Below are 14,372 nucleotides of genomic sequence, written 5' to 3'. Positions count from 1 at the left end.
TCATACTATAGCCAATACGAGTTTCTAGAGCAGTATATCAGAATTTTTCTGATACAAAAATTAAATAATTAAACTTTTTTTCAAAAGGTATTACCCGAAAGTTTCCTTATTTTTAAAGATATTATAGCAACCCTTTTCCAATTATGAAATACCATTTGATAAAAACAAAGTCTTCAAAAATAAAAGCTAAATTTTTAGCCTTATGCCTGTATAGTGTTATTCTATTTCTAATTTCTTGTGCGGAAAATTCAAAAATAGAAGTCGATAAAAATCCTGCGACAAGTGGATTATACGACCAAAGTCTTTTGCACGATGGCGTGGCAAGAAAATACTTATTGTACCTACCAAAAGGATATACTTCTAGCACTGTATTCCCTGTTGTTTTTAATTTCCATGGTTTTGGCAGTACTGCAGAGGAGCACATGACATATGCCGATATGCGATCTTTAGCGGACAAGGAGAATTTTATATTGCTATACCCAGAAGGAACGCTTTTAAACGGTGCAACCCATTGGAATGCAGGCTTAGATACCTCTAACAACAAAAGCGATGCAGATGATTTTGGTTTTGTAGCATCTTTATTATCTGAATTATCCGACAATTATTCTATCGATAGCAAACGTATTTATGCCTGTGGATACTCTAATGGCGGCTTTTTTAGTTATGCATTAGCGTGCTACCTTAGTGATAAAATTGCTGCTGTAGGTTCTGTTTCTGGTACCATGTTAGAAGAAACGTATAGAGAATGCAATCCATCGCACCCTACTCCTGTGATAAATATCCACGGAACTTCTGACGTAATTGTTCCGTACCAAGGGGGGAATGGGTTAAAAGCAATCCCAGATGTAATTACTTATTGGGTGAATTTTAATGGTATCGAAAATAATCCAGAGATTAATTCACAACTCAATAATGGAACAACTACAGAACAATACATATACTCAGATAGTACTACACAAATCTCTGTAGTACACTATAAAATCATAGGAGGAGGTCACGTTTGGTTTGATATGAATTTTAACGGATTTAATACAAACGACTTGCTTTGGAATTTTTTATCTGCATACAATCTTGATGGTTTCATTCCATAACTCTCATTATTTTTAGATTTTTTTTTAAAAAAGCTTATCGTATTCGTTTATACATTAAAGTATTTCCCCTACCGATATAAGACAATTGCAGTGTTGTAGCGTTAATAGAAATGATATACCAGCACAGGTCTATATTAGGACAGACTAGATATGACCCACTAGTATTCTGAACCTTACTATTACATGCATCAGCTAGAATAAATGCGTCTTTACTCCAGGGCTTATTTGAACCTGTAGATTCCTTTCTCCAAGTATCCTGAAACCACAATACATTGTTTGCATCGTCTATGGATTTCCACTTCCCTTGCAATAAATCGTAAGTAGTTATTTCTTCATTTTTTTTATTGCTTCCATATTTAGCAGCAATTGGATGTTGACTTTCTCTAAGGGTGTGAGAGCAACCTTCTGACTATTTTTTATGGAAACATACCAATCCATAGTATCAAAATGTGCTTGTAAATCTGCACTTTTAAAAACAAATCCGTACCGAGCAAATATTTCATTTCGTATCAAACGTAATTCCTTGGAAGAATACTTTGCTAGCATTGCGTTGGTTAACGGAATACTTGAGGCAAAGGTATAATCACCGAACAGGTTTGTACTAGCAAAAGGAAATCCATTTACCAGCTCTAACTCGATTGGTTTTATATCTTCAAGCGCTGCTTCCAATGTTCCTTCGTATAACAAAAGTCCCCTGTAAGTTTTTAGATATCGGTATAGTTTTCCTCCAATAGAAAAAGCATTTATGGGAGCATCGTATTCCATGATGAAATTATAGGACTCTTCGCTACCCATGCCCTTCACCTCTGCTTTATTTGGCATAAAAGAAATAAAATAATTTTTGCCCTTTACTCTGTATTTTCCGGCAAGTTCAAAATTAATTTTGTTTTGTACCTGAAAATTATAAAGGTCCTTTCTCTTTTGCAAAAGCCCAAGGATGCTGTTCTTAGCATCTTTCAAAAGTAAAACCTCAAATCCATTTAAGATTTTATATTCTAATACATCTCCTTTTTTTCCATAAGAGATACCAATATCACTACCGGAGGTCCTTCCGATGATTTGCATCCTTTCAGGACCTAAAATTCTGGTGTAGAACATGGAGCCTCCCTCGTGAAGTGTACCACCATCGAATTGTATATACTCCGTGGATATAATCTGTGGATAAAATAGTTGCTCTCCGTCCGTCCAAGTGCTTGCAAGTTTTTGCCCATTGGAAATATGAATAAAAAAAATACAAAAAGAAAAAATACATGCGAAAACTTCATGGTAAGGTTTAATAATTAGATTTCTAAAATACTAATTTTAAGCTTTACAGTTATTTTTCGTTACGAATAAAAATGATACGGTAATATTTTCTGTACCGTTATCTATCAAAAAAAGGCTACTTACAGTAAGTAGCCTTTTTTAAATTTATAGATATGTTAAATAATTTACTGGTATTCAAAAGTACCATATTCACTTTTTATAGTAAGTTTTTTAGTAGTAGATGGTAATACTTTTCCTATAACTTGAGCATCTACATTAAATGACTTCGATATCGCTATGATGTCGTTTGCTACTTCCGGAGAAACGTACAACTCCATTCTGTGTCCACAATTAAAAACCTGATACATTTCTTTCCAATCGGTCTTAGATTGCTCTTGAATTAATTGGAATAAAGGTGGCACCGGAAACATCGTATCCTTAACGATGTGGTTCTCCTCTATGAAATGTAAAATTTTTGTTTGTGCTCCTCCAGAGCAATGCACCATTCCGTGAATAGTTTCCGCAGTATACTTTGATAAAATAGACTTTATAATGGGCGCATAGGTTCGCGTGGGTGACAAGACTAGTTTACCTGCATCTAAGGGAGCATTTTTAACCTCTTCAGTTAATTTGGTGTTCCCAGAATACACTAATTCTTTTGGAACTGCTGCATCAAAACTCTCTGGATATTTGGTTGCTAAATAGTTATGAAAAACATCGTGTCTGGCTGAAGTAAGTCCATTACTCCCCATACCACCATTGTATTCCTTTTCGTAAGTTGCCTGTCCAAAAGATGCCAATCCAACAATAACATCACCCGCTTTAATGTTTGCATTATCAATAACATCGGAACGCTTCATTCTGGCAGTTACCGTGGAATCTACAATAATGGTGCGAACTAAATCTCCAACATCTGCAGTCTCTCCGCCTGTAGAATGAATGGTAACTCCAAATCCTTTTAACTCCTCAATTAACTCTTCTGTACCATTGATAATTGCAGATAGCACCTCCCCTGGTATTACGCTTTTATTTCTACCAATTGTAGAAGAAAGTAAAATATTATCTGTAGCACCAACACACAGCAAATCATCGATGTTCATAATTAGCGCGTCTTGCGCAATTCCTTTCCAAACAGAAACATCTCCAGTTTCTTTCCAATACATATACGCCAAAGAGCTTTTTGTGCCTGCTCCATCAGCATGCATGATAATGCAATAGGAATCATCATTGGTTAAGTGATCTGGAATTATTTTACAAAATGCCTTAGGAAACAAACCTTTGTCTATGTTTTTTATGGCATTATGCACATCTTCTTTTGATGCAGATACACCTCTTTGTGCATACCGTTTAGAAACTTCTTGACTCATGTGTATTTGAATTGTATTGTGTGCTGCGAAATTACTTTAAAAACAGGAAACTATCAAAGTAAATAAACGTTTATAATTTTAGGATTATAAAATTATCCTATATTTTTTTCAAAGGTGAATTCTCTGAATGCAATAAAAAAAACATTGCAAAAACAACATCTGATTTATAATTTTTAATTATTTTTGATTATATCCCTCATGTAGCTTACCTTTTAAAAATCTAGGTAGCAAAATCCTTAAAAATTAATAACAATAGCAATGCATAAGACGAGAGCGGCTACTATATCTGGCTGGGGGATACTTATCATAAGTATAATTACTTGTTGTACGCTTTATCATTGGTTTCCTGACATTTACAATTGGTACGTAGAGGATCAAAAAGAATTGTTTATACCCAAAAACCCACCCTTGTACAAAAAAATGATTTTGGGAATTGTGATTATACTTTTAGGCAATTTCACAGTGTCGTATTCTCTGTATCACTATTTTAAAGGCATGCAGCAAATGACTGCTTTAGTTAGCAGCATTTGTAGACTAATGTATACGTTGGTTGTTGCTTTAGCAAGTTATTACCTCTATAGTAATTTTGCTACAGAGGATTTAAATATTGCTATTGTAAAGCATAATTATTACTTGTTTCTCTCCACATGGCACTTCGGTTTGATAATGTATGGTATCCATTTAGTTTTAATGAGTGTTTTACTACAGTGGAATAAAAACACTCCTAAACTACTGCAAATTGTGATGTTCATAATGGGTTGTATATACGTTGTATTATACACCTTAAAACTTATCCTATCGGAAATAGATACTGCCTCTGTTTTAAGCGCATGCATTGCAATCATTATGATAATAGGAGAAATTGCTTTTTCGTTATGGCTACTAATCAAGGAAAGTAAATAAAAATTACAAGGAACCGTTGGTTCGTTTTTAAACAAAGTGAAATTCTATACCAAAAGTAACTATTTTGTTTTACCTTTAAACCAAGGTTAAATAAGCACTAATGAAACGCTCGAACAGAATTCCCGAAATACTAAAAATATGGATATTAGGTTGTTTGTTTTTTGTAGCGTTATACTTTTGTTTAAAACTACTTTTTTCACTTCTTATGATGGTTTTTCGTCTACTCAAATAAAATATTTCAAAGTTGTGATACTTTTACTATCCACAGAAAAACTTTATTATAATTGGATGGGCCTAACTATTTTTTCCCATCGCAAACAACCCAAAAATTGGACCAATCGCTAAAAATAAAAATGCATAAATAGAGTCTAGACTGTTATAGCATATTTGAAGGCATTGTATGCTGAGTATAGTTATCGAAAATCCCATACAATTTACAAGTGTTAGTGCTGTCCCTTTTAGTGATGAAGGTGTACTATTTGCGACTAAGGTTGAAAAAAGAGGAGAGTCGGCAATTACAACCATACCCCAAAATAAAAGAAAGACTAAAAATAAAGATGGCGTTGATAGATAAAATACAAAAGGGAAACAACAGCAACAAAGACAAGACATAAAAAGACTGTATTTTGCTACATTTTTTACACCAAAATATTGCGACAGATACCCACCAAGAACACAAGAAACAGAACCTATAGCGATGACAATGAAAGAGCAAAATGCAATATTCATGGGTAACCTTTGGCGATCGTCAATATACATTTGTAATAACAGAGGAATAAAAGTCCAAAACGCGTATAATTCCCACATATGTCCAAAATAACCGAAAGCAGCCTGACGGAATTTTACTTCCTTGAATACCGTAGAAAAGGAGGTTAATGCAATCTTTTGATTTCGCTTTCGATACGGACCATCTGGTACCCTAAAAAAAATTAATGTGCCTCCCAATAGGGAAAGAAAAGAGATTAAAACCACAATAACTTCCCAGGAAAGGCCTACCGTAATGTCTTTCAATAAATGCGGAAGTGCTGTTCCAAGAACTAAGGCCCCCACTAAAAAACCTAAAGATTTACCCAGACCCTGAGCATAATAATCGGAAGCAATTTTCATTCCTACTGGATAGATACCTGCTAAAAAAATACCAGTAACAAATCGAAAAAAAACTATCGTTTCTGTGGTATTTCCACGATACAGTAACCCCAAGTTAAAAATAGCCCCAAAGAATGCACAAATCCCAAAAACCTTGGAGGGAGAAAATCTATCTGCAAACATAAAAAAAGCAAACATTAAGGTCCCTACAATAAACCCAAATTGTACTGCAGAAGTTAAATTTGCTAATGCGTTATCTCCTAATGTAAAACTTTCTGATAAATTACCAATAATAGCATTTCCGGCAAACCATAAGGAAGTACACAAAAATTGAGATAGTACAATTATTGGCAATATTGATTTCGATACATTCATTCTCACAAAGAGGTTATCATTATTAAAGACAGTTTTTTTACAAACAACCTTTTAATTGTAAAAGTATTTAAATTAACGATGCATTGGTATAAAAAAACGATCTGAAATTTCTTTCACATCGTTATATTGGTATGCTCGTATTTTAAAATGGGTAGATTATTTTTAATTTTTTAGGAACAGTGGTACCTCCATTAGTAGTACACTAGCTTTGCTTACTGCGGTAATTTCAAATTTATCTAAATTCCACAAACCAATACCATCACGTCTGGTAAACTTTTCACCATTTATGGTGGTTTCCCCCTCTAAAATAAAAATATAAACCCCATTTTCTCTATTTTTTAAGGTATAACTGTCGGAAAGTCCTTCTTCAAAATTACCGAGACTAAACCATGCATCCTGATGTATCCAGACCCCTTGATCTTTTTCAGATGGCGATAAAAACTGAAAAAACTTATTATTTACCGCAATATCTTTTAGCGAAATTTGATCATAACGAGGTGCTACATCCTTTTTATTGGGAACTATCCATATTTGTAAAAACTTAACGTCTTTATCATGATTTTTATTCAATTCACTATGAAAAACACCTGTTCCTGCACTCATTACCTGAACATCTCCCTCTCGAATTACAGCCTCGTTTCCCATACTATCCTTGTGCTCTAAATCTCCCTCAAGCGGAATTGAAATAATTTCCATATTATCATGTGGATGACTACCAAAGCCTTTTCCAGGATACACCTGATCATCATTTAAAACCCGTAGTGCTCCAAAACTCATTCGATCAGGGTTGTGATAATTTGCAAAACTAAAGGAATGAAAAGAATGCAACCATCCGTGGTTTGCTTCTCCTCGTGTTTCTGCTTTATGAATTACTTGCTGCATATTAAATTTTAGGTTTTAGGTTTGATACAAAGTTGCAACATTTATTCCCAATATCACTTGTAAAAAATCGGTATATATATATGAAAATCCGATATTATCTTTCCGCCTCTCTCTTTCTAAAGTGTAACGGAGAAAACCCGGAAAGCTTTTTAAAATAAGCACTAAAATTGGCTGGTTCACTAAAACCAAGTTGGTAAGCAATCTCTTTATTGGAAAACTGGGTAAAATAGAGAAGTCGCTTGGCTTCAATAAGAATTCTCGACTGTATGTATTCCTTTGCTGTTTTACCGATAGCTTGCTTAATGACCCTATTTAAATGATCGGGGGTTATGTGTAATAGCTCAGCATAAAAAGAAGTAGAATGTTCCTTAGAAAAATTATCATTAACCAAATGTTTAAATTTGGAGATAATGGTGTTCTCCGAAATATCAGAAATAGAAGGTACAGGATTGACTTCACATATCGCATTACATTCTATGAGAAATAACTTTAAATACGCCCCTATGGAAAGATATTTCATTACAGCTTTACTATGGTAGATTTGAAATATCTCTGTTACGAAATGTAGCACTTTGGCAAAGGAATTTTGACTGGGCAACAATGGAGGCGTTTCTCCATAATCATTGAATAAATTAAGACTTTCGATAAAAGATATTGGAATGTTATTTTCCAAAATAAATTGTGAGGAAAAAGTCATGACATACCCAATAGACATTTCCTCTTCTAAAACTTGATGAACCTGGCCTGGTGAAACAAAATAAATTTGAAAATTATCCAATACATACGAATTAAAATCAATTTTGTGTATTCCCTTTGCCTTTCTTACTAATAGTATCGTGAAATAATCATGACGATGTGGATCATCAGAACGACCATTTCTTTTCTGGTAAATCGCTTCCATTTTAGCAATAGCAAAACTTTCGTGTGCATTGGTGGCGTTTATGTCGTTATATGTTTTTACTTTTTGCATTAGCAGATCTACAACTAAAAAATAGTTCTTAAAAATAAGGTTTAATTACATAAAATCGAAATACCTCCAAAAAAAGAAAAAATCAGATCAAATACGAAGCATTTAAAAGGCACTCCTTAAAAAATAAAAGTATACCTAGAGAAAATGCATGCCATTATAATGAGGTTGTTTGAGAATAGGAGCACGGATAATACAGCATTTACACTACCAATAAGTTGCTGTGTATACCAATGTGAAATGCAATAAAATGTAATGTACTTAAACGCTAATGCTTTAAATGTTATTCTTCTAAACGTAAATATTATAAAATCTAATACAAAAACTGACACCTACATTGACATCTAAAAAAACAAAACCCTGTAAAACATTTGATTACAGGGCTATAAGTGGAGACGCCGAGAATCGAACTCGGGTCCAAACAAGCAGCGCAAAGGCTTTCTACATACTTAGTTTTTGTTTATTTTTCGACCAATAGCTGCTCAAAAACTAGCTACTATTGGCTTATCTTCTTTAATTTCAAAAACCTATCGAAGTTTTAGATTTTCTATGTTTACTTTTACGATGCCCAAAAATGAAACGCCGCAAACCAAGGCTTTTCGTGGACATAAAGCTTGCGCACCTTGTGCGCCGAGGCTAATCTTACTATAAATTCAGATTATGCAGCTAAAGCGTAGTTATCTTCGCCGTTTAAAAGTTTGAAATAAGTTTTACGAGTTGTCATCTCACTCCTCGGTATGCTTACATTTTTACTGACCTTGCTGTCAAAACCAGTCGTCCCCAATATGTCAAAGAATAATAGCTACACTTCAAAAAGTATACCAACAGAAAATAATGCCATTTTTCCGCCAAAAATAAAAAAGTTTACACGCTGGAAATTATTTTCATGCAAATAATGCAGCTTGCATTATAGCGGATGCAAATATAAAAAAATACTACTTGTAAATTACTTTTAAAAAAAGTAATTTCGCCATGATTGTAATAAACTACAACATTTACCTCTAATTTGTTAAATTTTAATACAAAAGAAATGAAATTCGGAATTATTAAAGAACGTAAAAATCCACCCGATAAAAGAGTAGTATTTTCTCCTTCAAAGCTACAAGAATTTCAAGATAAATTCCCAGAGTCAGAAATCGTTGTAGAAAGTTCAGATATTAGAGTTTTTTCCGATAAAGAATACGAAGATGCAGGATTTCAAGTCGTTGAAGACATGACAGACTGTGATGTTTTACTGGGGGTAAAAGAAGTTCCTGTAGCTAATTTAATTCCCGATAAAAAATATTTCTTTTTTAGTCATACTATAAAAAAACAACCGTACAACAGAAAATTGCTACGAGAAATTTTAGCAAAAAAAATTGAAATGTACGACCATGAAACGATTACCAAACCCAATGGTGCTCGTTTAATAGGATTTGGTCGATATGCTGGTTTGGTGGGAGCTTACAATGGACTAAGAGCAATTGGCTTGAAAGAAGGATATTTTACGCTTCCAAAAGTAGCGACACTAAAGGATTTGGAAGAGGTTAAGGCAGAACTTGACAAAATACAAGTTCCCAACCTAAAAATTTTACTATCAGGAACTGGAAAAGTGTCGAAAGGTGCACAAGAAATTCTCGATCACCTAAACATTAAGCAAGTAAGCGATGCTCTATATCTGACTTCAAAATTCACAGAACCTGTATATTGCTTGGTAGATGTAATGGAATATGCCAAACGTAAAGATGGGAAAGTTGGTAACAAGTTTGAATTCTACAAAAACCCCACAGGATACGAGAGTAATTTTATGCCATACGCGAAAGAAACGGATTTCTTTATTGCCGGACATTTTTTCGGTGATGGGGCACCTTATTTGTTCACTAGAGAAGATGTGAGATCTGATAATTTCAACATCAAGTATGTAGCCGATATATCTTGTGATGTAGACGGGCCGGTCGCTACCACAATCCGAGCCTCAACAATAGCAAACCCAATTTACGGATATGATCCACAAAACGAATGTGAGGTTGCCTATAACCGAGCTAATTCTATTTTGGTTATGGCTGTAGATAATTTACCATGTGAGCTACCAAAGGATGCAAGCGAAGGGTTTGGCGATATGTTTTTAGAACATGTAATCCCGGCATTTTACAACAACGATAAACACGGAATTCTAGAACGTGCAAAAATGACCAATAGCATGGGAGCCTTAACTTCAAAATACAAGTACTTACAAGACTTTGTAGATGGTAAAGAATAAAAACCTCAAAATTTAGGGAAACAAAATGCTACCAGATTATAATTTTGTAGTACCAACAGCAAACATGAAAATGCCATTTGGTAAATACAAAGACAGCTATTTATCAAAGATTTCTGAATTTTATATTATTTGGTACAAAAACAAGGGATTTTCTCAAGGAAAATTAGGCAAAATGATCGCACTTGTTTATGCAGTAAAACCTAACAAACGGAGTTCAATTAAAAAATAAAGATTTGTTGTACTATTAATGTAACATTTTCCATATTTTAAAGTCTAATTGATAATTACTAATCTAAAACTTTAAAAATGAAAATCTTTAAATCTTTATTACTTACCATGCTTTTGGTTGCTTCGACAATGACTACTGCACAAACAGCAGAGGAAATTATAGATACATATCTTGAAAATACTGGTGGAAAGGAAAATTGGAAAAAGGTAAAAGGCCTCAAAATGGTAGGCATGATGAAAATGCAGGGAATGGAAATTCCATTCGAGCAAATGACCACCAAAGATGGAAAACAATTAGTTGCTATTGAATTACAGGGAAATAAAATGACGTGGTCTGGTTTTGATGGGAAAGTTGCTTGGCAAAGAAATCAAATGACTATGGAAGCGGAGAAAAGCGACAATGAAGCTACAGAAAACCTTAAAAACGAGTTAAAAGAATTCCCAGACCCATTTATAGACTACAAAGAAAAAGGCTACAAAGTAGAATTGATAGGAAAAGAAACCGTAGATGGTACAGAAACTTTTAAAATCAAGCTAACAAAAAAGCCAATTTTAGTAAATGGCGAAGAAAAGCCAAACATTAGACATTACTATTTTGATACCGAAAACTATGTGCCAATTATATTAGAATCAGAAGTATCGCAAGGACCAATGCAAGGGCAAGTAATGCGCAATGCATTGAGTGATTATGAAGAGGTAAACGGTTTATATTTCCCATTAACCATCAGTAACAAAATGCAAACTATACAATTCAAAGAGGTTACTATTAATCCAGAGATAGACGCTAGTGAATTTGTAATGCCGCAAAAATAAAATGATCGCTAAATTGATCTGATAGATTTAAATTTACTATAAACTAACCGAACTTATGTATAAATTAAAACTATTGTTAGCTAGTTGCCTTCTAGCAGGGACAGCTACGCTCGCTCAGGAAAATACTTTAAAAGGCAAACAACTGTTTGGCGACCTTAAAGCAAGACATATTGGCCCTGCCTTAATGAGTGGCCGAATTATTGACTTAGAAAACCATCCTACCGATAAAAAAGTGATCTATGCAGGAACTGCCGGTGGTGGTGTTTGGAAATCTGAAAATGCTGGTGCCTCTTTTACCGCTATTTTTGATGATTATGCACAATCGATAGGAGCTATAGAAATTGACCCCTCCGATCCCGATAATACTGTGTGGGTAGGAACCGGAGAAATATGGACAAGAAATAGTGTTTCTATTGGAGATGGTTTGTATAAAACTACCGATGGAGGATCGAATTGGAAAAAAATAGGTTTTGAAAAATCAGAACGTATTAGCAGTATTAAGGTAAACCCTAAAAACCCGAATGAAGTTTATGTTGCAGTACTAGGTGCATTATGGAGTGATAGCGACGAAAGAGGTATTTATAAAACGATCGATGGTGGAAAAACTTGGAAGAAAATTCTTTATGTAGATCAAACTACAGGAGCCAGCGGCTTACTAATGGATCCTAAAAACCCAAATATTCTTTACGCTGCTATGTGGCAGTTTAGAAGAACGGCATGGGGCTTTAATTCGGGAGGAAAAGGTAGCGCTTTGTATAAATCAACAGATGGTGGTGCTACTTGGAATAAAATTCACAACGGATTCCCGCAGGGAGATTTGGGAAGATTTGCAATAGCCATTGCACCATCGCAACCAAATACAGTGTTTGCTGTAGTAGAAAGTAAAAAGGATAAAGGACTATATCGTTCAGATGATGCAGGAGCAAATTGGAAGTTATTGAACAATGATTTTGGATTGGTAGTAAGACCTTTCTACTTTTCAAGATTGGTGGTTCACCCAACAAATCCAGACATTTTAGTTAAAGGAGGTTTATTTGGTTCCATTTCTAGAGATGGAGGAAAGACCTTTAAAAATCTTGGAAACATGCATGCAGACATCCACGATATAGTATTTGATATTGAGAATGAAGATGCTATGTACGTAGGAACAGATGGAGGTGTGTATCGCAGTTGGGATGGTGGCGCTACCATGGATATGGTAGACAATCTACCACTATCACAGTTTTATCATATAAGTGTAGACAATGAGGAACCGTATAATATTTATGGCGGGCTACAAGATAACGGTTCTTGGTGGGGTCCGTCTTCTTCACCGGGCGGAATTGAGGCCAGAGATTGGAAACGCGTAGGACAAGGAGACGGCTTTAGAGTGTTAAGACACCCAAACAAAAACATCATCTATTCTGAAATGCAAGGTGCGCAGCAAGTATGGCGATATGACATCGACAAAGATTATACAAAAAGCATACAACCACTAGCAATAAAAGGAGAGGCTGAATTACGTTTTAACTGGAATGCACCCATGGCGATAAGTGCCAACCAACCGGATCGATTTTACATGGGTAGTCAGTTTTTACACGTAAGTGAAGATATGGGAAACAACTGGAAAGTAATATCTCCAGACTTAACCACAAATGATCCTGTAAAACAAGACAAAGAATCAGGAGGTATTTCAACCGATAAATCAGGCGCTGAAACACACACTACCATTTTTACCATTGCGGAATCGCCGCTAGACGAAAATGTTATTTGGGTTGGTACTGACGACGGTAATGTTCAGGTTACAAAAAATGGAGGAAAAACCTGGACCAATACGGTAGCGAATATTCCAGGACTTCCAAAAAATACTTGGGTGTACCACATCGAGGCAAGTTCACACGAAAAAGGAACAGCCTATGCGGTATTCGACGGACACGCCGCTGGAGATATGAATACCTATGTTTACAAAACTTCGAATTACGGAGAGACGTGGAATTCCATTGTAACCGCTGATATAATTGGTTTTGCAAGAAATATTCAAGAAGATTACGTGAACAAAGATTTACTTTTTTTAGGCACCGAATTTGGTTTATTCGTAACCATAAATGGTGGTAAATCATGGTCGCGATTTACCAATAATATGCCAGCAACAGCAGTTCATTTTATCGATTTACAAAAGAAAACAAATGATTTGGTATTAGGAACCCATGGTAGAGGAGTTATCATCATTGATGACATTTCCCCACTGCGCCAAATAAACAGTGAAATTCTTGCAAAGGATGTACACTTTTTTACATCCGATGCAGCTGTAATAAAAGAACAAGGCGGCTTTGGAGGTGGAAGTACAGAATTACAATTTGTAGGGCAAAATCCAAGTTCAAATGCTAAGATAATCTACTATCTTAAAAAGCGACACACCTTTGGTAAAATGAGCTTAAGCATCCAAGACGCAAATGGTGAAGAAATTGCTACTTTGGTTCCTGGCAAGGCAAAAGGAATTAATATCGTTACTTGGAATTTCAGAAAAACACCACCTAAAGTTGCAGCCGGTAAATCCTTTACCTCAGGAGGCTTTACCTCTCCAAGAGTTGCAGCTGGAACCTATAAAGTGGTACTAAAAAAAGGAAAAAAAGAATATAGCAGTACTGTAGAGATTATAAATGACCCCAATTCTATTATTTCTCAATCTGATAGAATTGCTCAAGAAAAAACTACCAAAGAATTATTTGATGACATGGAAGAGCTTGCGTATTTAGTGTATCAAATTGACGAGAACATAAAATTAACGGAAAAAAGTAAAAAGGAAAACAGCATTTCGGCAAAGAGTGCATCAGCAGTACTTTCTACCCTGCAAACTTTAAAAGAAAAACTCGTGGTTACCACGGGGGATAACTACGTTGGTGAAGCGGAACCTCAGTTACGTGAGAAGTTGTCTAAATTATATGCAGAAGTAGCAAATCAATTTGAAAAACCCTCTCGCTCACAATTGGAAAATAAGGAGGTTTTAGAGACTAATCTAAAACAAGCACAGCAAGAGTATGCCAAAATCAAAAATAAAAAAATTATAAAAATTGAAAAATCTCTTATAAAACAAAACATTCCTTTTACCAAGGAATTAACGAAAGAAGCGTTTATCGATAAATAATAATTGAAAAGGAGAAAGGTTGCATGAAAAAAATACCCTTGGTAAGACCAAG

General features: G+C 34.8%; 12 protein-coding genes and 1 other RNA gene. 6 read left to right on the top strand and 7 right to left on the bottom strand.

Translation table 11 applies throughout. The features are described from left to right. The first annotated feature begins 143 nt into the window (after positions 1–143). Positions 144–1,091 carry a PHB depolymerase family esterase gene (locus BSU00_RS01075; protein WP_105002749.1) on the top strand — a complete coding sequence of 316 codons (948 nt, stop codon included), beginning with the start codon at positions 144–146 and terminating at the stop codon, positions 1,089–1,091. 34 nt (positions 1,092–1,125) lie between these two features. Here BSU00_RS01075 and BSU00_RS12790 read toward each other — a convergent pair whose 3' ends face one another. From BSU00_RS12790 to BSU00_RS01065, 3 genes are all read right to left on the bottom strand, one after another. Further along, a complete protein-coding gene (locus tag BSU00_RS12790; protein ID WP_146104771.1) occupies positions 1,126–1,401 on the bottom strand; it encodes a hypothetical protein in 276 nt (91 codons plus the stop codon). A gap of 14 nt (positions 1,402–1,415) precedes the next feature. Further along, on the bottom strand, positions 1,416–2,189 hold the full coding sequence (locus BSU00_RS01070) for a YARHG domain-containing protein (RefSeq protein WP_105002748.1): 774 nt from the start codon (positions 2,187–2,189) through the stop codon (positions 1,416–1,418). A 332-nt stretch (positions 2,190–2,521) separates the two neighbouring features. Continuing rightward, positions 2,522–3,703: an AIR synthase related protein gene (locus BSU00_RS01065; protein WP_105002747.1), complete on the bottom strand. Its 1,182-nt coding sequence runs from the start codon at positions 3,701–3,703 to the stop codon at positions 2,522–2,524. 258 nt (positions 3,704–3,961) lie between these two features. On the opposite strand from BSU00_RS01065, the gene BSU00_RS01060 reads away from it, so the two are divergent. Next, positions 3,962–4,606 carry a DUF4386 family protein gene (locus BSU00_RS01060; RefSeq protein ID WP_105002746.1) on the top strand — a complete coding sequence of 215 codons (645 nt, stop codon included), beginning with the start codon at positions 3,962–3,964 and terminating at the stop codon, positions 4,604–4,606. Between the two features lie 294 nt (positions 4,607–4,900). On the opposite strand, the gene BSU00_RS01055 is transcribed toward BSU00_RS01060, so the two are convergent. From BSU00_RS01055 to ssrA, 4 genes are all read right to left on the bottom strand, one after another. Further along, entirely contained in the window at positions 4,901–6,067 is a 1,167-nt protein-coding gene (locus BSU00_RS01055) for a nitrate/nitrite transporter (protein ID WP_105002745.1), read from the bottom strand. Between the two features lie 162 nt (positions 6,068–6,229). Continuing rightward, a complete protein-coding gene (locus tag BSU00_RS01050) occupies positions 6,230–6,949 on the bottom strand; it encodes a pirin family protein (RefSeq protein ID WP_105002744.1) in 720 nt (239 codons plus the stop codon). 94 nt (positions 6,950–7,043) lie between these two features. Next, positions 7,044–7,919, bottom strand: coding sequence for an AraC family transcriptional regulator (locus tag BSU00_RS01045; protein ID WP_105002743.1), 876 nt, complete (start codon positions 7,917–7,919; stop codon positions 7,044–7,046). A 384-nt stretch (positions 7,920–8,303) separates the two neighbouring features. Next, positions 8,304–8,698: a transfer-messenger RNA gene (ssrA, locus tag BSU00_RS01040) on the bottom strand. Between the two features lie 248 nt (positions 8,699–8,946). On the opposite strand from ssrA, the gene BSU00_RS01035 reads away from it, so the two are divergent. The 4 genes from BSU00_RS01035 to BSU00_RS01020 all read left to right on the top strand — a co-directional run bounded on the left by BSU00_RS01035 (position 8,947) and on the right by BSU00_RS01020 (position 14,320). Continuing rightward, positions 8,947–10,155 (top strand): NAD(P)-dependent oxidoreductase, encoded by a 1,209-nt coding sequence (locus tag BSU00_RS01035; protein WP_105002742.1) that lies wholly within the window; start codon positions 8,947–8,949, stop codon positions 10,153–10,155. 25 nt (positions 10,156–10,180) lie between these two features. Further along, a complete protein-coding gene (locus tag BSU00_RS01030) occupies positions 10,181–10,384 on the top strand; it encodes a putative quorum-sensing-regulated virulence factor (protein ID WP_105002741.1) in 204 nt (67 codons plus the stop codon). Between the two features lie 77 nt (positions 10,385–10,461). Further along, positions 10,462–11,196 (top strand): outer membrane lipoprotein-sorting protein, encoded by a 735-nt coding sequence (locus BSU00_RS01025; protein ID WP_105002740.1) that lies wholly within the window; start codon positions 10,462–10,464, stop codon positions 11,194–11,196. A 55-nt stretch (positions 11,197–11,251) separates the two neighbouring features. Continuing rightward, a complete protein-coding gene (locus BSU00_RS01020; protein WP_105002739.1) occupies positions 11,252–14,320 on the top strand; it encodes a hypothetical protein in 3,069 nt (1,022 codons plus the stop codon). The last annotated feature ends 52 nt before the right edge of the window (positions 14,321–14,372 follow it).

The organism is Tenacibaculum sp. SG-28 (assembly GCF_002954385.1).
Taxonomy (GTDB): Bacteria; Bacteroidota; Bacteroidia; order Flavobacteriales; family Flavobacteriaceae; genus Polaribacter.
The sequence above is the reverse complement of the archived record's forward strand: the minus strand, read 5'-3'. Positions and strand labels throughout refer to the sequence as shown.